Annotated in this window: 21 protein-coding genes, 1 other RNA gene and 2 other annotated features; of the genes, 20 read left to right on the plus strand and 2 right to left on the minus strand. The window is 49.6% G+C overall.

Features of this window, described 5'->3' with window-relative positions; genetic code table 11:
• The first annotated feature begins 4 nt into the window (after positions 1-4).
• Positions 5-445 carry a D-aminoacyl-tRNA deacylase gene (gene dtd, locus EEX84_RS01030; RefSeq protein WP_123163717.1) on the plus strand — a complete coding sequence of 147 codons (441 nt, stop codon included), beginning with the start codon at positions 5-7 and terminating at the stop codon, positions 443-445.
• A 264-nt stretch (positions 446-709) separates the two neighbouring features.
• On the opposite strand, the gene EEX84_RS01035 is transcribed toward dtd, so the two are convergent.
• Entirely contained in the window at positions 710-2248 is a 1539-nt protein-coding gene (locus EEX84_RS01035) for an N-acetylmuramoyl-L-alanine amidase family protein (RefSeq protein ID WP_123163718.1), read from the minus strand.
• Between the two features lie 111 nt (positions 2249-2359).
• Positions 2360-2600: a binding site (T-box leader), on the plus strand.
• Positions 2601-2651: 51 nt separating this feature from the next.
• Between EEX84_RS01035 and hisS the strand changes: the two genes are divergently transcribed.
• From hisS to EEX84_RS01055, 4 genes are all read left to right on the plus strand, one after another.
• Complete coding sequence (gene hisS / locus EEX84_RS01040) at positions 2652-3932, plus strand: histidine--tRNA ligase (protein WP_123164028.1); 1281 nt, start codon at positions 2652-2654, stop codon at positions 3930-3932.
• A 2-nt stretch (positions 3933-3934) separates the two neighbouring features.
• Entirely contained in the window at positions 3935-5719 is a 1785-nt protein-coding gene (gene aspS / locus EEX84_RS01045) for an aspartate--tRNA ligase (protein ID WP_123163719.1), read from the plus strand.
• Positions 5720-5764: 45 nt separating this feature from the next.
• A non-coding RNA gene (ssrS, locus tag EEX84_RS01050) (6S RNA) lies at positions 5765-5947 on the plus strand.
• A 97-nt stretch (positions 5948-6044) separates the two neighbouring features.
• Positions 6045-6809, plus strand: a complete 765-nt coding sequence (locus EEX84_RS01055; RefSeq protein ID WP_123163720.1) for a tRNA threonylcarbamoyladenosine dehydratase — start codon at positions 6045-6047, stop codon at positions 6807-6809.
• 517 nt (positions 6810-7326) lie between these two features.
• Here EEX84_RS01055 and EEX84_RS01065 read toward each other — a convergent pair.
• Positions 7327-8613 carry a replication-associated recombination protein A gene (locus EEX84_RS01065; protein ID WP_123163722.1) on the minus strand — a complete coding sequence of 429 codons (1287 nt, stop codon included), beginning with the start codon at positions 8611-8613 and terminating at the stop codon, positions 7327-7329.
• 134 nt (positions 8614-8747) lie between these two features.
• On the opposite strand from EEX84_RS01065, the gene cymR reads away from it, so the two are divergent.
• The 15 genes from cymR (at position 8748) to mtnN (ending at position 23507) form a co-directional block, all read left to right on the plus strand.
• On the plus strand, positions 8748-9164 hold the full coding sequence (gene cymR, locus EEX84_RS01070) for a cysteine metabolism transcriptional regulator CymR (protein WP_123163723.1): 417 nt from the start codon (positions 8748-8750) through the stop codon (positions 9162-9164).
• Between the two features lie 13 nt (positions 9165-9177).
• The gene (locus tag EEX84_RS01075; RefSeq protein ID WP_123163724.1) at positions 9178-10311 is read left to right on the plus strand and encodes a cysteine desulfurase family protein; all 1134 of its coding nucleotides are present in this window, start codon (positions 9178-9180) and stop codon (positions 10309-10311) included.
• Between the two features lie 14 nt (positions 10312-10325).
• On the plus strand, positions 10326-11444 hold the full coding sequence (mnmA, locus tag EEX84_RS01080; RefSeq protein ID WP_123163725.1) for a tRNA 2-thiouridine(34) synthase MnmA: 1119 nt from the start codon (positions 10326-10328) through the stop codon (positions 11442-11444).
• Positions 11445-11458: 14 nt separating this feature from the next.
• On the plus strand, positions 11459-12118 hold the full coding sequence (locus EEX84_RS01085) for a tetratricopeptide repeat protein (protein WP_192892893.1): 660 nt from the start codon (positions 11459-11461) through the stop codon (positions 12116-12118).
• Between the two features lie 17 nt (positions 12119-12135).
• The gene (gene recD2, locus EEX84_RS01090) at positions 12136-14541 is read left to right on the plus strand and encodes an SF1B family DNA helicase RecD2 (protein WP_123163727.1); all 2406 of its coding nucleotides are present in this window, start codon (positions 12136-12138) and stop codon (positions 14539-14541) included.
• 105 nt (positions 14542-14646) lie between these two features.
• Positions 14647-14857 (plus strand) — a binding site (T-box leader).
• A gap of 49 nt (positions 14858-14906) precedes the next feature.
• The gene (gene alaS / locus EEX84_RS01095; RefSeq protein ID WP_123163728.1) at positions 14907-17531 is read left to right on the plus strand and encodes an alanine--tRNA ligase; all 2625 of its coding nucleotides are present in this window, start codon (positions 14907-14909) and stop codon (positions 17529-17531) included.
• 88 nt (positions 17532-17619) lie between these two features.
• Entirely contained in the window at positions 17620-17886 is a 267-nt protein-coding gene (locus EEX84_RS01100) for an IreB family regulatory phosphoprotein (RefSeq protein ID WP_123163729.1), read from the plus strand.
• A gap of 2 nt (positions 17887-17888) precedes the next feature.
• Entirely contained in the window at positions 17889-18305 is a 417-nt protein-coding gene (ruvX, locus tag EEX84_RS01105) for a Holliday junction resolvase RuvX (protein ID WP_123163730.1), read from the plus strand.
• 13 nt (positions 18306-18318) lie between these two features.
• Positions 18319-18618, plus strand: a complete 300-nt coding sequence (locus EEX84_RS01110; protein ID WP_123163731.1) for a DUF1292 domain-containing protein — start codon at positions 18319-18321, stop codon at positions 18616-18618.
• Between the two features lie 90 nt (positions 18619-18708).
• A complete protein-coding gene (gene mltG / locus EEX84_RS01115; protein ID WP_123163732.1) occupies positions 18709-19833 on the plus strand; it encodes an endolytic transglycosylase MltG in 1125 nt (374 codons plus the stop codon).
• Between the two features lie 68 nt (positions 19834-19901).
• Positions 19902-20507, plus strand: coding sequence for an O-methyltransferase (locus tag EEX84_RS01120; protein WP_123163733.1), 606 nt, complete (start codon positions 19902-19904; stop codon positions 20505-20507).
• Positions 20508-20756: 249 nt separating this feature from the next.
• On the plus strand, positions 20757-21380 hold the full coding sequence (gene udk, locus EEX84_RS01125) for a uridine kinase (protein ID WP_123163734.1): 624 nt from the start codon (positions 20757-20759) through the stop codon (positions 21378-21380).
• Between the two features lie 81 nt (positions 21381-21461).
• Positions 21462-21938, plus strand: a complete 477-nt coding sequence (gene greA / locus EEX84_RS01130; RefSeq protein WP_123163735.1) for a transcription elongation factor GreA — start codon at positions 21462-21464, stop codon at positions 21936-21938.
• Between the two features lie 129 nt (positions 21939-22067).
• The gene (locus EEX84_RS01135) at positions 22068-22751 is read left to right on the plus strand and encodes a YrrS family protein (protein WP_123163736.1); all 684 of its coding nucleotides are present in this window, start codon (positions 22068-22070) and stop codon (positions 22749-22751) included.
• Between the two features lie 51 nt (positions 22752-22802).
• Positions 22803-23507 carry a 5'-methylthioadenosine/S-adenosylhomocysteine nucleosidase gene (gene mtnN / locus EEX84_RS01140; RefSeq protein ID WP_123163737.1) on the plus strand — a complete coding sequence of 235 codons (705 nt, stop codon included), beginning with the start codon at positions 22803-22805 and terminating at the stop codon, positions 23505-23507.
• Positions 23508-23521: the final 14 nt, after the last annotated feature.

Genomic DNA, 23521 nt, shown 5'->3' on the forward strand with positions numbered 1-23521 from the left:
AATTATGAAAGTAGTTCTGCAGCGTTCCAAGAAAGCTTCAGTGACCGTCGACGGCGAAGTGACCGGGTCCATCGATTCGGGCTATGTGCTGCTCGTCGGCGTGACACATGAAGATACTGAAAAAGACGCCGCCTATCTGGCGGGAAAAATCGCCCAGCTTCGCCTGTTCGAAGACGAAGAAGGCAAGATGAACCGTTCCATCCTGGAAAACGGCGGGGAAATTTTATCGATTTCCCAATTCACGCTGTACGGCGACACCAAAAAAGGGCGCCGTCCAAGTTTTGTCGCCGCTGCCCGTCCTGAAATCGCTGAACCACTGTGGCATCGCTTTAACGAAGCGTTGCGCGGACACGGCTTGCCTGTGGAAGAAGGCGTGTTCGGCGCCATGATGGACGTATCACTCGTCAATGACGGACCGGTGACGATTGTGGTGGAGTCGAAATAGCAAAAAGCGATGCGGAGAAGTTTTCCGCATCGCTTTTTTTATGTGCGGCGGGATTTGCTTGCGGAAAACGAGGGATTGTTTGCAGAATAAGAGGTTTTATTTGCAGAATAATTAAGTTGTTTGCAGAAAAAGGCCGATTGTTTGCAGAATATAGAGGTTTATTTGCAGTATGCGATTTTCATCTCAAATCCGCGTCTGTTTCGATGCATCCATTGAACGAAAAAAGCTGCCGGCGGGAATTTTGTCCCGCCTGGCAGCTTTAGTTCATTGTTCCAATTGTGCGTCAAAATAATTGATGATCCCTGTATACAGGCCGAGAGCCGCCTGGTCGCGGAACTGGCTGGTGGTGAGGATGCGCTCTTCGTTGTAATTGCTCAGGAACCCGAGTTCGACAAGAACTGCAGCCTGACGGTTGTCACGCAGCACAAGGTAATTGCCGGGCTGGACGCCACGGTCGTGCAGGGAGATTTTGCTGGCCAGCCCTTCGTTGACATAATTGGCAAGCGGTTCCTGGTAATCGTGAAGGTAATAGGACGTAAAGCCGTGAATCGTGCTGTCATCGGTGGCATCGTAATGGATGCTGATAAATGCATCCGCCGCCACCTGGTGGCCGGTCGATACGCGTTTCCGAAGATCGACATACATATCCGATTCACGGGTCAAAGTGACCTCCGCACCTGCAGAGCGCAAGTGGTGGGCAAGAATTTCTGCCGTTTTCAGCGTCAGATCTTTTTCGACCGTTTCCCGGACGCCGACTGTGCCACCGTCATTTCCGCCATGTCCCGGATCAAGCACAATGCTGACACCGTTTAAAGTTCCTTTTTTCCGGTCCGGCTGCTGCTCGGATTTTTGAACCTCCGCAGCTTCAGCTTCGCCGGCAGTAACGACCCAGGATGCGACAAAAGCTTTTTCGCCGTTCGGCAACGTGACTTCGTACCAATCATCCTTTTCGGCTGAAACGGCCAATTGGTCGCCGGCATCGGCGCGGCTGACAACTTCGGAAGCAGTGGACGGTTCAGACCGTAAATTTGTGCCGTTTGTCAGGACCGTGACGGTTCCAACATCGTCAGTGGACGCCGTTTTGGCGCTTTGGTTTGATAAATGACCATGGAAGGCATAGACCCATCCGGTTTCCTCTTCTGATAACTGAATCTGGACCCAGTTGCCTTCCACCGATTCCACGGGGTACGCTTCGCCTTTTTGGACAGTTGCTTGGATCGATGAATTCAAATCCTGCTGCGCCCGCACTTTCAATGCGTCGACAGCGACTGTAAACGAAGAGATGCCAATCGGCTCTTTGGCGGAATTTTGTTCTGTCTCCTGTGATACGGTTATGTACTGTGTGGAAACGAAGCCGCGCACCGAACGGAATTCAATTTCTGTCCAGTCGCCTGTGTCACGAAGCACCTGCGCCTGATCGCCGGCGTTCATCTGTGTCAGCACAGCCGCCGATAACTCAGGCTGTGCGCGGACGTTCAAGTGATCAGTGGAGGAGACGGCAATGCGGTCGCCTGTATCCGCCGCAACTTCCGATACGAGCCAGGAAGCCACCCATCCTGTGCCACTGCCAAAATCGACTTCCACCCATTCGCCGTTCCGTGACAGAACAGTCATTTTCTCGCCCTGTTCCAATGAATCCGAAACACTGTAGGAAAGTCCAGGCCCTGTCCGGACATTGACCGTTTCGGCATGGACTTCGAGTTCGCCGTTATTGGCTCCGGCTTTATCGGCATCCGTCAGCGGCATGCTGCCGGCTGCGATGAATAAAAATAAAATAAATGCAATCAACCATTTTTTCCCCATACAGCACCCCATTTCTCTCTACTTTGTATTATGGAAAAAAGCCGGCCATTTGTCAAAAAAGGTTGACAATGCAATAGCGAATTATTAAGATTAACATTATTATATTTATATATTTTGCTGATGACGAAGAAAGTAATTGCATGATTGGCTGAAAAGAGAGGGAAAGTCCGGGGCTGAAAACTTTCCTGCAGAAATATGCGACGAAAAACACTTCAGAGGCTTTTTTCTGAACGAACAGACAGGTTTTATTAGGAAAAGACGGAACCGGCCGTTATCCGGAATGAGAGGATGCCCTTTTTCCGGCATCAACTAGGGTGGAACCGCGGAAGCTGATACAGCTCTCGTCCCTTGCGCACAGCAAGGGGCGGGAGCTTTTTGTATGGAAAAAAGAGGAGTGAAACAGATGAATATTCAAGCACCACGCGGCACGTATGATGTGCTGCCGGACCAATCCGCCAAATGGCAGGAAGTGGAACAAAAAATCAATGAGCTATGCAGGCTGTATCAATACAAGGAAATCCGGACGCCGATTTTTGAGCATACGGAATTGTTCCAGCGCGGCGTCGGGGATACGACCGATATCGTCCAAAAAGAAATGTACACCTTCCAGGACCGTGGCGAGCGCAGCTTGACACTGCGGCCGGAAGGGACGGCATCGGTTGTCCGTTCTTATGTGGAAAATAAATTATTCGGCCTTCCGGATCAGCCGGTCAAACTGTCGTATTTCGGCCCAATGTTCCGTTATGAGCGACCGCAGGCAGGCCGCATGCGCCAGTTTGTCCAGTTTGGCATTGAAGCAATCGGCTCCAAAGATCCGGCAATTGACGCAGAAGTCATTTCTTTGGCGATGGAAGTGTATCGATCGGTCGGTTTGAAGCGTTTGCGCCTCGTCCTCAATTCACTGGGGGATACGGAAAGCCGCATCGCCCATAAACAGGCGTTGATCGAACATTTCGAGCCGCGCATTGAGGAGTTCTGCAGTGACTGCCAGACGCGACTGACCAAAAATCCATTGCGCATCCTGGACTGCAAAGTGGACCGGGACCATCCATTGATGGAAACAGCACCGTCACTCAGCGATTACCTGAACGAGGAATCCAGACAATATTTTGAAGAAGTCAAAGGCTACCTGGAAGAGCTCGGAATCGATTATGTGGTCGATCCGAACCTGGTACGCGGCCTGGATTATTACAACCACACGGCATTTGAAATCATGAGTGACGCAGAAGGTTTCGGTGCCATCACCACATTGGCGGGTGGCGGCCGCTACAACGGGCTGGTGGAAGACCTCGGCGGACCGGAATCGCCGGGCATCGGATTTGCGATGAGCATCGAGCGTCTGCTGCTGGCATTGGAAATGGAAAAAGTGGAAATCGGCCAATCGCAGAATCTGGAAGTGTACGTCGTGGCGATGGATCAATCGACCAAGAAAAAAGCATTCAGCGTCGTCAAGGATTTGCGCAGCAACGGCATATCAGCGGATATGGACTTTGCAGGCCGCAAGCTGAAAGCACAGATGAAGTCGGCAGACCGGAAAAAAGCGGCGTACGTCATTGTCATCGGAGAATCCGAAATGGAAAGCGGCCGCGTGGCAATCAAAGAAATGGCAACGGGTGAACAGCAACAGGTTTCATTCGAAGAAATCGCTGAAACTATTCAGACAAAGAAATCATTGGAGGAATAATCATGTCGAGAACGCATTATTGTGGAGAAGTGAATGAAACAGCAATCGGACAGCGTGTATCACTCAAAGGCTGGGTCCAGAAACGACGCGACCTCGGCGGATTGATCTTCGTCGATGTCCGGGACCGTTCCGGCATCGTGCAAGTGGTGTTCAATCCGGAAATTTCGGAGCAGGCGGTAAAAGTCGGCGAAAAGTTGCGCAACGAATTTGTCGTCCATATTGACGGACTTGTCGTGGGAAGAGAGCCGGGACAAGTGAACCCGGCTATGAAAACCGGCAAAGTTGAAGTGCAGGTGGACCATGCTGCGGTCATCAATGCCGCAAAAAACCCGCCGTTTCTGATCGAAGACGAAACGGATGTCAATGAAGACCTGCGCCTGAAATACCGCTACCTGGATTTGCGGCGCCCGGCGATGTATGAGACATTCAAAATGCGTTCGGATATCACAAAATCCATTCGCCGCTTTTTGGATGAAGAAGGCTTCCTGGAAGTGGAAACACCGATTCTGACAAAATCCACACCCGAAGGCGCACGTGACTATTTGGTGCCGAGCCGTGTACATGAAGGGGAATTTTACGCACTTCCGCAATCTCCTCAATTGTTCAAACAAATGCTGATGGTATCCGGGTTCGATAAATATTATCAAATCGCCCGCTGTTTCCGCGATGAAGATCTTCGTGCGGATCGCCAGCCGGAGTTCACACAAATCGATATGGAAATGAGCTTCCAGTCAATGGAAGACATTATCGAAATGAACGAACGCATGATGGTGCAGATGATGGAATCGGTCAAAGGAATCGCCATCGAACCGACATTCCAGCGCATGAGCTATACAGAAGCGATGGACCGTTATGGCTCAGATAAGCCCGACGTCCGGTTTGGTCTGGAACTGGTGAATGTGTCGGATCTGGTGAAGGATTCTTCGTTCAAAGTGTTCTCCGGAGCCATCGAAAACGGCGGACAAGTGAAATTGATCAACGTCAAAGGACAGGCCGGCAATTATTCGCGCAAAGACATTGATGCGCTGGGTGAATTTGCAGCTGTTTATGGCGCCAAAGGGCTGGCGTGGCTGAAAGTGGAAGAATCCGGCGTCAAAGGGCCGATTGCCAAATTTTTCGAAGGGGAAGCGGCTGCTGCCTTGACGCAGCGCGCAGAAGCGGAAGCAGGGGATTTGCTGTTGTTTGTGGCGGATAAAAAATCCATCGTCGCAGACACGCTCGGCGCACTTCGTATGAAGTTTGGCAAAGAACTTGGCCTGATTGACAACTCGGTCTACAAATTCCTGTGGATCACGGACTGGCCGCTGTTGGAATACGATGACAAAGAAGGCCGCTACTACGCAGCCCATCATCCATTCACGATGCCATTCGAAGAAGATCTCGACAAACTGGAAAGCGAGCCGGAGAACGTGCGGGCTCAGGCGTACGATCTGGTATTGAACGGCTATGAACTGGGCGGCGGATCCCTGCGGATTTATCGCCGTGATATCCAGGAAAAAATGTTCAAAGTCCTCGGATTTTCTGAAGAGGAAGCGCGTGCGCAATTCGGTTTCCTGATGGAAGCATTTGAATATGGCACTCCTCCGCATGGCGGAATCGCTTTCGGGCTGGACCGTCTTGTCATGCTGTTGGCTGGTCGCACCAACCTCCGCGACACCATCGCTTTCCCGAAAACCGCCAGTGCCAGCGATTTGCTGACGGAAGCACCGAGTCCTGTATCCAATGCGCAGCTTGAGGAATTGAGTTTAGCGGTAAGTGTTCAGAATAATCCAAAAGACTCACAGTAAAACAGTTGTACAATCAAAACAGCTATGCTATTATACAGTTAATAGAGAATCCTGATGTGTACGTCTAAAGCAATTCAGTTTTGACCCAACATATTGTCGTAGGGAGACCATATTTCATCATGGCTAACATGCCTTAACGGGAAGTTATAAGTGATGAAGAGGTCACCCACCTGCTAGTAAGCGGGTTCAAAGCGATGCGCAGCCAAGGACGGCACGATTGGGATTCCTATAATTTTAAACTTTCACCCTCCGACAAATTTGTCGGGGGGTTTTTACATGTGTATAATCCGTAAAGAACAGATTTTTTTTGAAGGGTAGGAAGCTCATGTTACATCAATTTTCACGCAACGAATTAGCAATAGGAAAAGAAGGATTGGAAATGGTCAAAAATTCGACCGTGGCAATTCTTGGCGTTGGCGGTGTCGGTTCATTCGCCGCAGAGTCTGTTGCCCGCAGTGGCGTCGGCCGGATTATCCTGGTTGATAAAGACAATGTCGACATCACCAACGTCAACCGGCAGCTTGTCGCAAACCTCTCGACAGTTGGCCAGTCGAAAGCAGAAGTGATGAAAAAACGCATCGCCGATATCAACACCGACTGCGAAGTCATTTCGCTGCATATGTTTTATACCGAAGAAACATACGAAGAATTTTTCAGCTACAATCCCGACTACGTCATCGACGCTTCCGACACGATGATCTACAAAGTCCATTTGATGATCGAATGCTATAAGCGCGGCATCAAAATCATTTCCAGCATGGGTGCGGCCAATAAAACCGATCCGACACGTTTCCAGATTGCGGATATTTCCAAAACGCATACCGATCCATTGGCTAAAATCATTCGCAAAAAACTGCGCGATGCTGGAATCCGCAAAGGCATCCCAGTGGTGTTTTCCGATGAAAGCCCGATTGTCGTAAGAGAAGACGTCGTCGAAACGGTCGGCAAACCGGAAGCGGCTATCCGCAAAGCAAAAATGCCGCCTTCTTCCAACGCCTTCACGCCTTCAACCGTCGGCCTGATCTGCGGCAGCTGGGTCGTCAACGACATCACCAAATCGATTCCCATCAACCGCGTACGCAATAATTAACATTCAGCCGGCTCTTAACTGGAGCCGGTTTTTTATAGGGACATGGCAGGGGTAAGAAGAGGCCGGGATTCTTCGATCAATGTCTATAAGCTGAGGGTTAGAAAGGATTTCATTACTATATGAATTGAACAGAAGGGTTTCCTTTATACAATGCTTCGGCGCTTTGGACAAGGGCAAAGACTATGCTCCTGCGCAAGCTCGTCGCAAAGGAGATGCCATCTTCGTATGGCACACCTTGACTCCCGCAATAGGCCGAGAAGACCACTCGTCGCTCCGTCGGCATTCGCCTGCTCCGGAGGCGCGCCGGCGCTGAGAGAAGTCGCTAAAGATATGGAGCAAAACAGCGAAGACGCCCAGGGGACCAAGCGAAGTGGTGAGATCCACTCGGGCGTTAAGCCCGAGTTAGCTCAGCGCTAGCCCCCAGGCAAGCGGAGCTGTTTTGCGGAATATCAACGCCACTATTTAACACAGACACTAAATAAAAAGCCGTTTGCGAATTTGCAAACGGCTTTCAACTCTATGGTTTTTTTCGGAATGATTTCAACTTCTCGTAAATCCCGGCGAATTTCTTTTCTTCACCGGCGACGATGGGTTTGTAGAACTCTGCCGACTTCACTTCTTTCGGCAAGTATTCCTGATCCACCCAGCCGCCGAATGAGCCGATCGGTGTGTCATGCGGGTACCGGTAGCCGCCGTGTCCGAGTTCGGCACTTCCGGCGTAATGCGTATCGCGCAGATGCGGCGGAATATCACCGGTCTTTCCTTTGTGGATGGCGTCAATCGCAGCGTCCAATGCTTTGTAGGCGGAATTGGATTTTTCGGACAAGCACATTTCCACCACTGCCTGCGCCAGCGGAATGCGCGCTTCCGGCAAGCCGAGGCGGTCCGCCGACTGGCAGGCAGCAAGGACATGGCCGCCTACCGCCGGATTGGCCAGTCCGATATCTTCATAGGCCATGACGAGAAGGCGGCGTGTGACGGCGGTCAAGTCTCCGTTTTCAAGCAAATGCGCCAAGTAATAAAGGGAGGCGTTGACATCGCTGCCACGGACGGATTTTTGCAGTGCTGACAGCAGGTTGTAGAAATGACTTCCTTTTTTATCGCCAAAAACACCGATCCGTTTCATCATCTGTTCAATCATGCTATCATCAACAAGGAATTTGCCGTCTTTTTCATCAGAGGCGACGACAATCGACTCGAGCATTGTCAATGCTTTCCGGGCATCCCCGTTGGTCCCTTCGGCAATGCGCTCCACTTGGGCGGGAGAAATGTCAATGTCCAGATGACCAAGCCCGCGCTGCGGATCCGTCAACGCAGCATTCAGCAGTTGGACGATGTCTTTATGGCGCAACCGTTTTAATTGTTTGATTTCCCCGCACCGGGAACGGATTGCCGGATTGACGTCGTGGAACGGGTTTTCCGTTGTGGCACCGATCAGTACGATGGCGCCGCTTTCGACATGCGGCAAGAGCGCATCCTGCTGCAATTTGTTGAAACGATGGATTTCATCCAGGAACAGCAGCACTTTGCCGGTGATGCGCGATTCGGCAACGACTTGTTCCACATCTTTTTTTCCGGAAGTGGTGGCGTTCAATGCGATGAACGGCAGCCCGGAAGTGCCGGCGATGGCATGGGCGATCGACGTTTTGCCGATTCCCGGCTCTCCGTAAAGCAGCATGGAAGGGACGTGGCCGTTCTTGATCATTTTGTAGATGGCTGTCTGAGGGCCGATAATATCCTGCTGTCCGACGACTTCGTCAATGGTGCGCGGACGCATCCGATAAGCCAATGGTTCATTGTTCACACAGAAAACTCCTTCCATCACTCGATCTTTCCAGTATATCGTTTCGGAAAATAAAAGTCATTGCAAGTCCATCGGGTCCAAATATGCTATACTGTTTGGAAGAATAATTGGAAACTGACTTTGAGGTGTAGGAATTGAAAATATCGACAAAAGGCCGTTACGGCTTAACCATTATGATTGAATTGGGAAAACAATACGGAGCGGGCCCTGTGCCACTCCGCAAAATTGCTGCGGAGCATAATCTGTCCGAAGCTTATTTGGAACAGCTGGTGGCACCGCTGCGCAATTCCGGACTGGTCAAAAGTGTCCGCGGCGCACATGGTGGCTATATGCTGACACGTATGCCGAGGGAAATTTCAGCGGGTGATGTGATCCGCGTATTGGAAGGACCGATCCAGCCGGTCGAAGGAATTGAGGACGAAGCACAGCCACAGCGTGAACTGTGGGTCCGAATCCGTGATGCTGTGAAAAATGTACTTGATACGACCACGATTGAAGATTTGGCACATCACCAGAATGGTGAAAGCGACAATTACATGTTTTATATATAGAGGAGATAGAAAGATGAACCGAATTTATTTAGACCATGCAGCGACTTCCCCGATGCATCCCGAAGTGGCTTTGGCCTTTTCAGAAGCGCTCGGAACCGTTTTCGGAAACCCTTCCAGCATCCACGCCGCCGGACGCGAAGCCCGCAAAGCGTTGGATGATGCCAGAAGGGTTTTATCCGGAAGCATCAATGCAGACGATCCGGAAATCATTTTTACGAGTGGCGGAACCGAAGCCGATAACCTGGCGATTTTCGGGACGGCTGCCAAAAAAGAAGGAAGACATATCATCACTTCTGTCATCGAACACCATGCTGTGTTGCATGCCTGTGACAAACTGGAGCGTGACGGTTATGAAATTACGCGTCTGCCGGTGGATGAAAACGGACTGGTCCGAGCAGAAGACGTGAAAAATGCGCTCCGTGACGATACAATTCTAGTGACGATTATGCTGGGCAACAATGAAGTGGGGACGGTCCAGCCGATCGCGGAAATCGGTGCATTGCTGAAAGACACGGAAGTCACGTTTCATACAGATGCAGTGCAGGCGTATGGCGTACTGCCGATCGATGTGGAAGCCTTACAGGTCGATTTACTGTCTGTATCGGCCCATAAACTGAATGGCCCGAAAGGCATCGGATTTTTGTATCAGCGAAAAGGCACCCCGTTAGCGCCGCTTTTATACGGCGGTGAACAGGAACGCAAGCGCCGCGCCGGCACGGAAAACGTTCCGGCTATTTCAGCTTTCGCAAAAGCGGTCGCCATCTCCCAGGAAGCGATGGAGGAAAAGCGCGCCCTTTACAACGAATTCAAGCAATCATTCAAAGCTGTCCTTGAACAGGAAGGCGTTGAATTTATCGAAAACGGTACCCGGCAATTGCCGCATATACTGAACATCAGCATTCCCGGCATCGATATCGAGCCGTTCCTGATGAACCTCGATTTAATGGGAATCCATGCGTCCAGCGGGTCGGCCTGCACAGCCGGCTCCATTGACCCATCCCATGTGCTCGTCGCCATGTACGGTGAAGATGCAGATCAAATCCGCAATTCGATCCGATTCAGCTTCGGCATCGGATTGACGCACGAACAAGTAACAGAAGCAGCTGCCAAAACGGCACAAATCAGCAAGCGCCTGGCGCTGAAGTGAAAAGGTGATAACAAATGACGAACAAAGCTCCGCATGAAACGCGCGTCGTTGTCGGCATGTCCGGCGGAGTCGACTCCTCGGTCGCCGCGTATTTATTGAAACAACAAGGCTATGACGTCATCGGCATCTTCATGAAAAACTGGGATGACACTGATGAAAACGGCGTCTGCACAGCGACTGAAGATTACGAAGATGTGATTCGCGTATGCAACCAAATCGGCATTCCGTATTATGCCGTGAATTTTGAAAAACAGTATTGGGACAAAGTATTCACGTATTTTCTCGATGAATACAAAGCCGGCAGAACGCCGAACCCGGATGTCATGTGCAACAAAGAAATCAAATTCAAGGCATTCCTGGAACACGCGCTGAGCTTGGGTGCCGATTATTTGGCAACCGGCCATTATGCACAGGTTGAGCATTCAGAAGACGGCGAAACCAAAATGCTGCGCGGCAAAGACACGAACAAAGACCAAACCTATTTCCTGAACCAGCTGAACCAGGAGCAATTGTCGAAAGTGATGTTCCCGATCGGCCACATGGATAAGAAAAAGGTCCGCGAAATCGCTCTGGAAGCAGGGCTGGCCACTGCCGCGAAAAAAGATTCCACCGGTATCTGCTTTATCGGGGAACGGAATTTCAAGGAATTCCTTGGTCAGTATCTGCCGGCACAGCCCGGTTCGATGGAAACCATGGACGGCGTGAAAAAAGGCTCGCATGACGGCCTGATGTATTACACCATCGGACAGCGCCAGGGTCTTGGCATTGGCGGCGCGGGTGATCCGTGGTTTGTCATCGGAAAAGATCTGGAAAAAAACATTCTATATGTCGGCCAAAATTTCCATCATGAAGCTTTGTACTCCGACAGCCTGTCTGCAGTGAATCTGAGTTTCACTTCCGATACGCCGCCGACCGGGCCACTGGAATGCACAGCCAAATTCCGTTACCGCCAGGAAGATGTCAACGTGACTGTTGAGTTTGAAGGCGATGAAGCCATCGTCACATTCAAAGAACCGGTCCGTGCCATCACACCGGGACAAGCCGTAGTCTTTTACGACGGCGAGGAATGCCTGGGAGGCGGAACCATTGACCGTGTTTTCAAAAACGGTTCGCGACTCGAATATGTAGGATAATGGGAGAGACAAAGATGAATCACAATGAAATTGGCATCAAAGAGCTTCAACAAGGCAATATGGAGGAAGCTCTTAAGGCATTTACAGCAGCAATCGAAGAAGAGCCGGATCATCCGCTCGGCTATATCAATTTTGGCCATGTGCTGACGGCAATGGACGACGCTGAAAAAGCGGAGCGGTTTTTCCAGAAAGCGCTCGTGCTGGACGACAGCTCGGCAACCGCTTATTACGGCCTGGCCAATCTTTATTACAACACGGAACGCTTTGAAGAGGCATTGAAGCTGTACGAAAAAGCGATTCAAAACGGCATTGAAGGCGCAGACGCCCATTATATGCTGGGCAAGTGCTTTGAAAAGCTGGAGCAGCCGAAATTGGCGCTTCCTTATTTTCAGCGGGCGGTGGAGCTTGACGAAACCGATGTGCAGGCACGCCTGAGCTTCGGCATCACGCTCGCTTCTCTTGAGCTGTTTGAACTGGCAGAACCGCAATTCCGGCAAGTGCTCGAACTCGATCCGCAGCAAGCGGACGCCCATTACAATTTGGGTGTGCTGTATGCTGTGTCGACAACCGATACGGAACGCGCGTTGCATCATCTTGAACGTGCGTTTACAATTAACGAAGAACATGAGCAGGCACGCGAAGTGTACCATATGATCAACGAACGACTGCAATAGGAAAGGAGACGGCGGATATGACAGGGCAGATTGATTTATTCCAGGAAGAAAAAGAGTTTGTGCTGGGCCGTCCGATCGTCTCGATTTTCCACAATCCCCAGAATCTGTTTTCCATCGCAAAAGTGAAAATCCAACAAACCAACACCTCGTACCAGGAAAAAGAAATCATCGTTTCGGGTTATTTTCCCCAATTGTCCATGGAAGAACAATACCGTTTTACCGGCTCGGTCAAAAACCATCCGAAATACGGCATTCAGTTCCAGGCAGAGACGTTCACGAAAGAAGTGCCGGAAACGGAACAAGGCATCGTCCATTATTTATCCAGTGATATGTTCAACGGCATCGGCCGGAAAACCGCCGAAACGATCGTCAAGAAGCTCGGCAAAGACGCCATCAAAAAAATACTGGAAGACCCGGAAGCACTCGATGCAGTGCCGCGACTTTCGGACGATAAAAAAGATACAATCCGCTCGACACTGCAGATGAACCTCGGATTGGAACGGGTTATGATCCAGTTGAACGACTGGGGCTTCGGCCCGCAAATCGGCATGCGGATTTACCAGGAATACCGTGAAGAAACCATTGATATCCTGACCAAAAACCCGTTCCGGCTGATCGAAGAAATTGAAGGCATCGGTTTTCAGCGCGCTGATGAACTGGGGGCGAAGCTGGGCATTACAGGCAGCCATCCCGACCGCATCAAAGCGTCGATTCTGCATATCCTGAATCAGGCATCCTTATCGGACGGTCACGTTTACGTCGACGCCAAAACCCTGATTCCGCTTGTCAAACAGATGCTGGAAGCCAGACAGCGCGAAGAAATTCCGGTGGAAGCCATTTCGAAAGCGGCCATCGAGTTGAACGAGGAAGGCAAAGTGGCAGGAGAAGAAACGCGACTGTATTTGCCGTCTCTTTACTATTCCGAAGTGGGGATTGCGACAAAGCTGGAGACGTTGTTGGCCTCGCAGGAAGGCAGGGACCGCTTCCCGGCTTCTGAAATCCGCAAAGCACTCGGCGAAGCGGAAGAGAGACTCGGCGTCAATTATGCGGAAACGCAGATTGAAGCGATCGAGACCAGCATCAATTCTTCTGTCATGATTTTGACGGGTGGACCCGGAACCGGCAAAACCACAGTGGTCCGGGGGCTTGTCGAAGTGTACGCGGAACTGCATGGCTTATCGCTCGATCCGAAAGATTATGCCAAGAAAAAAGAACCGTTTCCGATCATTCTGGCGGCACCGACCGGCAGAGCAGCGAAACGGCTCAGCGAATCGACCGGATTGCCGGCCATGACAATTCACCGTCTGCTGGGTTTCAACGGTCAGGAAAAAGAAGAAGAAACGGAGAAGGAAATTGAAGGAAAGCTGATCATCATCGACGAAATGTCGATGGTCGATACCTGGCTTGCCCACCAATTACTGAAAGCAGTACCGGAAGAGGCGCAAGTCATTTTCGTCGGCGACCAGGATCAATTGCCGCCCGTCGGTCCCGGCCAGGTGCTGCGGGATCTGCTGGAATCGGAACGTGTGCCGACCGTTGAATTGACCGATATTTACCGTCAGACGTCCGGTTCCTCGATCATCGAACTGGCGCATCAAATGAAAAGTGGCCAATTGCCGGAAGACATTACTGCCAAGACAGCGGACCGGTCGTTTATCAAAGCGGGAGCCGATCAAATACCGGCTGTCGTTGAAAAAGTCGTCAAAAGCGCATTGGCGAAAGGCCATTCGATCAAAGATATCCAGGTGCTGGCGCCGATGTACAAAGGGCCTGCAGGAATCGATGCCCTGAACCGGCTGATCCAGGAAATGGTCAACCCAAATCCGGACGGCACACGCAAAGAGCTCGTTTTCGGTGACATCACCTATCGCATCGGCGACAAAATCCTGCAGCTTGTCAACCAGCCTGAGAGCAATGTTTTCAATGGCGACATGGGCGAGATAGTGGCCATTATGAAAGCGAAAGAGACGGTTGAAAAACAGGATCTGCTCGTCGCTTCGTTCGACGGCATTGAAGTGGAGTACCAGCGCAGCGATCTGAATCAGTTGACGCTTGCCTATTGCTGTTCGATCCATAAATCGCAGGGTTCGGAATTCCCGACAGTCATCATGCCGGTAGTCCGGAGCTACATGAAAATGCTGCGCCGCAACCTGCTGTATACCGGCATCACACGAAGCAAGGACTTTCTCATTTTATGCGGCGATCCCGGCGTCTTCCGTTACGGCGTGGAGCGGACGGACGACGCGACCCGTCTGACCACCTTGAAAAACCGACTGGCTGTTTCCGCAGCAGAACCGGAAGAAAAAACTGAAGATGCACCAAAGCAGAAAGGTCCGATGAGCCTGACCAATGAAAACGTCCACGCCATCCATCCGATGATCGGGATGGAAGGTGTCACACCTCAAAGTTTCATGGAGTCATAGCCAGGACCGGAACATTCCATTTATCGTTGAGTGCCTGAAGCTGGCGGCCGAAGAGACTCCTTGACATCAACGGCTCGTTTTCCTATAATTCTTGATAGACTGATAAACAACACATTGATGGAGACAGTACAAAATCGCGCGCGTCCAGAAAAAGGTTCCTTGGCTGGAAGAACCTTCGCAGACCGGTTTTGGAAAGCTACTCCGGAGTGCAGCTAATCCCTGCCGTCAAAGCCGCGTTAAGGCGTTTCGAGAGACATGGGCTGGAAAGCCTGTGTAACTAGGGTGGTACCGCGAATGTTGAGCCTTCGTCCCTTGCGCAAGCAAGAGGCGAGGGCTTTTTATTATGCAGGAGGAGGAAAAAATCAATGAAAAACATGAAAGCTGAAGACATTAGAAGATTGTATCTGGAATTCTTTAAAGAAAAAGGGCATGACCAGGAGCCGAGCGCACCGCTCGTCCCGTTTGAAGATCCGTCGCTTTTATGGATCAACAGCGGCGTGGCAACATTGAAAAAGTATTTTGACGGCCGCATCATTCCGCAAAATCCGCGCATCGTCAATGCCCAAAAATCGATCCGCACAGATGACATTGAAAACGTGGGGAAAACAGCCAGACACCATACTTTCTTTGAAATGCTGGGTAACTTCTCAATCGGTGATTATTTCAAAAAAGAAGCCATTCACTGGGCATGGGAATTTTTGACAGATGATAGATGGATGGGCTTTGAAGCTGAAAAATTATCGGTCACCATCCATCCGGAAGACGAAGAAGCCTATGATATCTGGCTCAATGAAGTCGGTGTACCGGCCGAACGCATCATCCGCATTGAAGGGAATTTCTGGGATATCGGGGAAGGCCCAAGTGGCCCGAACTCGGAAATTTTCTATGACCGCGGGGAAGCGTATGGCAACGACCCGACAGATCCTGAATTGTATCCGGGCGGGGAAAACGAACGTTATCTGGAAATTTGGAATCTGGTATTTTCCCAGTTCAACCACAATCCCGATCATACGTATACACCACTTCCGAAGCAGAACATCGATACCGGAATGGGGCTTGAGCGGATGGCTTCAGTCGTGCAGGACGTGCCGACCAACTACGATACCGATCTGTTTACGCCAATCATCCGTAAAACGGAAGAAATTTCCGGCAGGAAATACGGAGAGCAGGATGACACCGACATGGCGTTCCGCGTCATTGCCGATCACGTCCGCACCGTGGCGTTTGCCATCGGCGACGGTGGACTGCCGTCAAACGAAGGACGTGGATATGTGCTGCGCCGTTTGCTGCGCCGCGCTGTCCGTTATGCTAAAAAACTGGGAATCGAAAAACCGTTTATGTATCAATTAGTACCCGTTGTGGGCGATATCATGAAAGGGTTTTATCCGGAAGTGGCAGAAAAAGAAGACTTTATCGTTCGTGTCATGAAAATGGAGGAAGAACGTTTCCATGAAACGCTTCATGACGGATTGGCCATCCTGAATACAGTTGTTGAGCAGCAAAAAGCAGCCGGCCAGGCGCATTTGCCGGGCCAGGATGCATTCCGTCTCTATGATACGTATGGCTTCCCGGTCGAACTGACCGAAGAATACGCGCAGGAAGCCGGAATGGAAATCGATCATGAAGGCTTTGAAACAGCTATGCAGGAGCAGCGTGACCGTGCACGCAGCGCCAGACAGAATGTCGATTCCATGCAGATCCAGTCGGAAGTACTGGGCAATATCAAAGAGCCGAGTGAATTTATCGGTTACAGCCAAACTGTCGCTGACGCCAAAGTGCTCGTCATCATCAAAGATGGCCAGCTGGCAGAAAGCGCCCACGAAGGGGAAGAAGTGCAGGTCATTCTGGACCAGACGCCATTTTATGCAGAAAGCGGCGGCCAAATTGCCGACCGGGGTACTTTATCCAACGATTTGGTAACTGCTTCCGTACTGGACGTCAAAAAAGCGCCGAATGGCCAGAATCTTCATTCTGTCCGTATCGATTCCGGTGAATTGACGAAGACGGCCGTCCATGCCCAAGTGGATGCTTCCGAGCGCCGCCATACCGTCAAAAACCATACGGCGACCCACCTCTTGCATCAGGCGCTGAAAGATGTGCTGGGGACGCATGTCAACCAGGCGGGATCCTATGTCGGTCCCGACCGCCTGCGTTTCGATTTCTCGCATTTCGGACAAGTGACAAAAGAAGAACTGGAAAAAATCGAAGCAATTGTCAATGAAAAAGTGTGGGAAGGCATTGCTGTTGGCAGCGGCTATCATAATTTGCAGGAAGCGAAAGACATGGGCGCCATGGCTTTATTCGGTGAAAAATACGGAGACGTGGTCCGTGTCGTGCAAATCGGCGATTATTCACTTGAATTATGCGGCGGTGTCCATGTCGTCAACACCGCGGACATCGGTTTGTTCAAGATCATGTCCGAAAGCGGAATCGGTGCCGGCATCCGCCGGATCGAAGCGGTCACGGGCAAAGGGGCTTATCAAAGCCTGAAAGACAGCGAACAGACACTTGAACAAGCGGCTGGGCTATTGAAATCTTCTCCAAAAGACATCGTGAAAAAAATCGAGTCGTTCCAACAGGACATGAAGAATCTGCAGCGTGAAAACGAATCGTTGATGGCCAAAATTTCCAATGCGCAATCTGCCGACATTTTATCAAATGCCCGCCAGTTTGGGGATGTCCAGGTACTGTCCGCGAAAGTGGAAGCGAAAGACAATAACCAATTGCGCCAGATGATGGACGACCTGAAGCAGAAATTCGACAAAGCGGTCATCGTCCTGGGGGCCACAGACGGCGACAAAGTGATGCTGGTGGCCGGAGTGACAAAAGAATTGGCCGGCGGCACATACCATGCCGGGCAGATCGTCAAGCATGTTGCAGAACAATGTGGAGGAAAAGGCGGCGGCCGTCCGGACATGGCGATGGCTGGAGCCAAAAACCCTGAAAAATTGGATGCTGCGCTGGAATCTGTTTACGACTTGGTTAAATAGGTTTAATAAATGTGCGATATCGTATATAATGAGTGTCAGGCAGTGAGATCGATTTCTCCTACTTAAATCCGAAAGCGAGGTGCTTGTCGTGAGTTCATTTGATAAGACGATGAAGTTCAATTCTTCAGACGAGTCGATGGAGCAGGAAGTGAAGCATGTGATGCTTCAAGTTCATGCTGCATTGGAGGAAAAAGGTTATAATCCGATCAATCAGATTGTCGGGTATTTATTATCAGGTGATCCGGCTTATATTCCTCGCCATCAGGATGCACGAAATATGATTCGCAAACTTGAACGGGATGAAATCCTGGAAGAGCTGGTGAAGTTTTATATCAAAAAGAATAATGAGGAATAATTATGCGCATAATGGGGCTTGATGTCGGATCAAAGACAGTCGGCGTCGCAATCAGCGATGCGCTCGGCTGGACTGCGCAAGGCATCGAAACTGTCAAAATAAACGAGCAGCAGGAAGACTTCGGCATCGCACGTTTGGGTGAATTGATCAAACAGTACGAAGTCACGGAAATAGTCGTCGGCTATCCGAAAAACATGAACAATTCCATTGGACCCCGGGCGGAAGCATCCGAAAGATTTGCAGCTTTGCTGGAAGAAGTGTATTCTATACCGGTAGTGTTATGGGACGAACGGCTTACTACGATGGCTGCTGAAAAAATGCTGATATCAGCGGACGTCAGCCGGAAAAACCGGAAAAAAGTGATCGACAAGATGGCGGCCACAATGATTTTGCAGGGCTATCTTGACTTTAAAAAATGATGAGGTGACACAAATGGAACACGGACAAGAACAGATTACAGTAGTAGACGAAAACGGCAACGAACAATTATACGAAGTATTGTTCACATTTGAATCAGAAGAGTTCGGAAAGTCTTATGTTTTGTACTTCCCGGTAGGCGCTGAAGAAGATGAAGAAGGCGAAATTGAAATCCAGGCTTCTTCATTCACTGAAAACCCTGACGACGACGGCAAAGTGGCTGGCGGCGAATTACGCCCGATCGAAACCGATGAAGAATGGGACATGATCGAAGAAATGCTGAACACGTTCCTGGAAGAAAACGACGAACTGTAGAAAAAGGGGCGGAATTGATGCCGATTCCGCCTTTTTCTTTTGTACGGAATTCTTGTATACTTGGTGTAGGAAAGATAAGGGGGGGAACCCGTGGACAAGCAATCGAAAAAAGAAGTCATGTTCGAACGGATGAGAGAGAAAAAGCAGGAAGTGAGAGTGGTCCGGCGAATTGTTCTGATCGTTACACTAATTCTGCTGATCGTGTTCGGCATAGCCGGATATCAGGCGTATAATTACGTTTCCGGCGCATTAAAGCCGGTGGATCCCGATTCGGACGAAGTTGTCGACATTGAAATTCCAATCGGTTCGTCGATTGACAGTATAGCCAGCATTCTGGAAGAAAACGGTTTGATTGACGATGCACGAGTGTACAAGTACTATGTAAAATTCAACAATGAATCTGAATTTCAGGCCGGTAATTATGAAATGACGCCATCGATGACATTGGATGAAATTACAGAAAGCCTGAAGACCGGAACGGTTTACCGTGAGCCGTTGTTCACCATTACCGTACCGGAAGGCCTGACACTGGATGAAATTGCTGCGCGTGTCATCGAGGAAAAGACGGCTTATACGGCAGAAGAATTCATGACGCAGGTGACGGATGAAGAGTACATCAAGCAATTGATGACGGATTATCCGACGTTGTTGACGGATGAAATCCTGCAGGAAGACATCCGCTATGCATTGGAAGGATATCTGTATCCTGCGACGTATCCATTCTATGAAGAAGATCCATCGCTGACATTGATCATTGAACAAATGATTGAAGCGACAGAAACCACTGTGCTGCAATACGAATCGGTATTGCAGGAAATGGAGAAGACGCCGCATTGGCTGTTGACTTTCGCTTCGCTGCTTGAAGAGGAAGCGACCAGCCAGGCCGACCGCGCGACGATTGCCAGCGTCTTTTACAACCGCCTGAACAAGCCGATGCCGCTACAGACGGACCCAACCGTCATTTATGCCATGGGTGAACACCGTGAACGCTTGTTCAATTCGGATTATGAATTTGACCATCCTTATAACACGTACCAGATACAAGGATTGCCGCCGGGACCGATTGCATCAGCCGGTTTGTCTTCCATCCAGGCAGTTCTGGATCCGAACGACACCAATTATTATTATTTCCTGGCCGACTCGGAAGGAGTCAACCATTTCGCCGAAACCTATGAAGAACATTTAGCGAATCGCGATCAATATATCGGAAATTAATCATGAGAGAAGGAGGCGTTTTCGCTTTCCTTCTTCTTTCATGACGGTAGGAAAAAGGGGATTTTTGTATGGGTGCTGAACAACTGGAGCAAACCATTGCTGACATGAAACATTACGCGGATGCACACCACGTTCCGATTATGGAAGACGAAGGCATGGAGCAGCTGCTTGCTTTATTGACCGGCCAACAGCCGGAAAAAATATTGGAAATCGGGTCTGCCATCGGGTTTTCAGCCATCAAAATGGCCCAGAGTCTGCCTGACTGTCACATTGATACCATTGAAAGAGACGGGCAGCGCTATGAAAAAGCGGTGCAGTTTATCGGCCAATCAGGATTGAGTGATAAAATCCGGATTTTTCAGGGAGATGCCCTGGAAATGGATATTTCTTCATTGGACAAGGACTATGATGCCATCTTCATCGATGCCGCCAAAGGCCAGTACGAGCGGTTTTTTGAAAAATACGAAGTCCTTTTGGCTAACGGCGGTGTCGTCTATTGTGATAACATGCATATGCACGGTTTGGCGGAATTGCCGATGGCCGATGTGCCGAAAAGAAAAAGGACCATGATCCGGAACCTGAAGAAATTCAGAGACCATATGATGGAACATCCTGCATATGACACGCAGCTGTTGAATCAAGGCGACGGCATCATGGTGTGCAGGAAGAAATGACAATATTGTTTATGTACAATTAAAGAAAATTATTATTAAACACCGTTTCGGCCGCTTTGGGCAAGGCTTCCGCCATGAACCGGGAAAACACCCGTTTCATAGCTCCGCCTAGCCCGTGGACGCGCCGGCGCTAAGAGATTTACTCACTTGTAAGCGAGCATGTGTTTTTCACTGTTTTGCGGAATATCGACAAGTGAAGGTAATTAGTTCAACTTATATTCAATCAAACTTTGCAAGGAGCACGGGTATATGGCTGAAAACCGACCGGTTGTAATCGGGATTGCAGGGGGTTCCGGCTCAGGTAAAACGAGCGTTACGAATTCCATTTACGAAGTTTTCAAAGACCTCTCTGTAGTGGTCATCGAACAGGATTATTATTACAAGGACCAAAGTCACTTGGCTTTTGAAGAGCGGCTGGAAACGAATTATGACCATCCACTGGCATTTGATACCGAACTGCTTATTGAGCATATCCACAAATTGCTTGAAAGAAAGCCGATTGAAAAGCCTGTTTATAACTATGCATTGCATACGCGTTCCGAAGAAACGGTATTGATCGAGCCAAAAGATGTCATCATTCTGGAAGGCATCCTGGTGCTGGAAGATCAGCGCCTGAGAGACTTGATGGATATTAAGTTATTTGTCGACACAGACGCAGATTTACGCATCATTCGCCGTCTATTGCGGGACATAAATGAACGCGGACGGACAATCGATTCAGTGATCGAGCAATACCTGACAGTGGTCCGACCGATGCATAACCAGTTCATCGAACCGACGAAGCGTTATGCAGATGTTATCATTCCGGAAGGCGGCCAGAACGAAGTGGCCATCGATTTAATGGTTACAAAAATTAAAACAATTCTTGAATAGCAACACAGTTTATAATATGATGAGACGAGACTGACAGATAATTCTAATTATCCAGCGTCAGCAGTTGAAGGAGTGGGGAAAATGGCGAACGAAAAACAATTTCCAATGACCGCTGCAGGTAAGCAGAAATTGGAAGAAGAATTGGATTACCTAAAAACCGTAAAACGAAAAGAAGTAGTGGAGCGGATTAAAATAGCACGCAGTTTCGGAGATTTATCTGAGAACTCCGAGTACGATTCGGCAAAAGAAGATCAGGCATTCGTGGAAGGACGGATTTCGACGTTGGAATCAATGATCCGGAATGCCGTCATCATAAACGAAGACAAACTGGACAAAGACACGGTCCGTTTGGGAACCACCGTTACATTTGTTGAAGTTCCGGATGGCGATGAAGAGTCCTATACCATTGTAGGGTCAGCGGAAGCGGATCCGTTGGAAGGTCGAATTTCCAATGACTCCCCTATTGCCAAGAGCATGATTGGCCGTACGGTCGGCGAAAATGTGAAAGTGTTGACACCGGGCGGAGAAATGGAAATCAAAATCGTTTCCATCAGCTAAAACAGGCAGCCATTCTTTATTGGAGAATGGCTGTTTTTTAGAAACATCCGTTTGAAACATCTCTTTTATCAAAACATCAATTTTGTAACAGAGAATTATGGTACAATAATCTGTAGGGGAGGCGAGCGTATGTCAAATGATCAAAAACCTTATCCCTCGCGTTTGAACAAAAGAAACCGGAACCGCTCCAATTCCATATTGAATATGATGATTGGACTGGTCTTTACGTTAATTTTGATTACCGGAGCTTTCATCTTCCTCGATGGCGATGAAGAAGAAGCCCATGAACCGGAATCAGTGCAAATTGCTTCAGGATCTGAAGGGCAAACGAATATGAAGGATAATGGCGCCGATGAAGGTGCGGCAAGTCAAAATGATGCAGAGCCACAGGAAAGCGAACCACAGGACGACAGTTCTGAAGAACAAACCGGTTCTGATGAATCCGGTGAAGCAACTGTTGGAGGTACGATTACACGCGAAGAGTCCAATGATCCGATTGTGGAAGAAACAGTGATCAATACGAGCTGGGAACCCATCGGCACATCTCAAAGCGGTGAGCACGTGTCAGTTTATCAGAAAGATTCAGTGGACTGGCAGGAAAAAGTCAGTGCTCTTTCATATGCCACGGGGTTGGCTGAAGACGATATGTATGTCATGATGATCCAAAACGGCGGTGGACCGCAAAAGTCGATTGGTACGGTCACCTCAAAAGATCAATCGAAGAAATATCGGGTGCATCTGGAATGGGTGGATGGCGAAGGCTGGAAACCAATGAAAATGGATGTATTGAAAACCTTGGAAGGCGCCTATTAAGCAAGGCGTCTTTTTTACGACAAAGAACAGAAAAGAAATGGGGATTACTGGATGAAAATCGGTGTCATAGGAGCAATGGAAGAAGAAGTCGAATTATTGAGAAACAGTTTGGATCAACCGCGGACGACGACAGTGGCGAATTGTGAATTTACGGAAGGTACATACAAAGGACAGGAAGTCATCCTGCTGAAAAGCGGTATCGGCAAAGTGAACGCTGCCATGTCAACAAGCCTTCTGCTTCAACAGTTCAAACCCGATGTTGTGATCAACACAGGATCAGCCGGCGGGTTTGACAAAGACCTGGAAGTCGGCGGCATCGTGATATCGGATGAAGTACGCCACCATGACGTGGATGCAACCGTTTTTGGCTATGAAATGGGACAGGTGCCGCAAATGCCGGCAGCTTTCCAGTCCGATAAAAAACTGATCGAGCTGGCTTCGGCGGCAGTATCGGAATTGGGAGAACACCCATATGCTGTCGGTTTAGTGGCAACCGGGGATTCGTTCATGAACGATCCGGAGCGTGTGGAAACCGTACGCGGCCACTTTCCGGAAATGAAAGCCGCAGAGATGGAAGCGGCCGCTGTGGCGCAAGTTTGCCACCAATTCAGAGTGCCATTTGTGGTGATCCGTGCATTATCCGACATCGCCGGAAAAGAGTCGTCGGTATCGTTTGAAGAATTTTTGCCGGTAGCAGCAAAACATTCCACACAAATCGTCCATCATGTCATAGAGCGCCTGTCTTCAGGAAAATAGAGGAGTCACTGCCA

Source organism: Planococcus salinus, assembly GCF_003719725.1.
Lineage (GTDB): Bacteria > Bacillota > Bacilli > Bacillales_A > Planococcaceae > Planococcus > Planococcus salinus.

Excerpts from the sequence above, each read along its gene's own strand:
- EEX84_RS01120 (WP_123163733.1), top strand. The coding sequence starts at position 19,902 with ATGGGTGCTGAACAACTGGAGCAAACCATTGCTGACATGAAACATTAC.
- EEX84_RS01055 (WP_123163720.1), top strand. The coding sequence starts at position 6,045 with ATGTTACATCAATTTTCACGCAACGAATTAGCAATAGGAAAAGAAGGA.
- EEX84_RS01085 (WP_192892893.1), top strand. The coding sequence starts at position 11,459 with ATGAATCACAATGAAATTGGCATCAAAGAGCTTCAACAAGGCAATATG.
- EEX84_RS01075 (WP_123163724.1), top strand. The coding sequence starts at position 9,178 with ATGAACCGAATTTATTTAGACCATGCAGCGACTTCCCCGATGCATCCC.
- EEX84_RS01035 (WP_123163718.1), bottom strand. The coding sequence starts at position 2,248 with ATGGGGAAAAAATGGTTGATTGCATTTATTTTATTTTTATTCATCGCA.
- hisS (WP_123164028.1), top strand. The coding sequence starts at position 2,652 with ATGAATATTCAAGCACCACGCGGCACGTATGATGTGCTGCCGGACCAA.
- recD2 (WP_123163727.1), top strand. The coding sequence starts at position 12,136 with ATGACAGGGCAGATTGATTTATTCCAGGAAGAAAAAGAGTTTGTGCTG.
- EEX84_RS01135 (WP_123163736.1), top strand. The coding sequence starts at position 22,068 with ATGTCAAATGATCAAAAACCTTATCCCTCGCGTTTGAACAAAAGAAAC.
- aspS (WP_123163719.1), top strand. The coding sequence starts at position 3,935 with ATGTCGAGAACGCATTATTGTGGAGAAGTGAATGAAACAGCAATCGGA.
- mnmA (WP_123163725.1), top strand. The coding sequence starts at position 10,326 with ATGACGAACAAAGCTCCGCATGAAACGCGCGTCGTTGTCGGCATGTCC.
- dtd (WP_123163717.1), top strand. The coding sequence starts at position 5 with ATGAAAGTAGTTCTGCAGCGTTCCAAGAAAGCTTCAGTGACCGTCGAC.
- greA (WP_123163735.1), top strand. The coding sequence starts at position 21,462 with ATGGCGAACGAAAAACAATTTCCAATGACCGCTGCAGGTAAGCAGAAA.
- alaS (WP_123163728.1), top strand. The coding sequence starts at position 14,907 with ATGAAAAACATGAAAGCTGAAGACATTAGAAGATTGTATCTGGAATTC.
- ruvX (WP_123163730.1), top strand. The coding sequence starts at position 17,889 with ATGCGCATAATGGGGCTTGATGTCGGATCAAAGACAGTCGGCGTCGCA.
- mtnN (WP_123163737.1), top strand. The coding sequence starts at position 22,803 with ATGAAAATCGGTGTCATAGGAGCAATGGAAGAAGAAGTCGAATTATTG.
- udk (WP_123163734.1), top strand. The coding sequence starts at position 20,757 with ATGGCTGAAAACCGACCGGTTGTAATCGGGATTGCAGGGGGTTCCGGC.
- EEX84_RS01110 (WP_123163731.1), top strand. The coding sequence starts at position 18,319 with ATGGAACACGGACAAGAACAGATTACAGTAGTAGACGAAAACGGCAAC.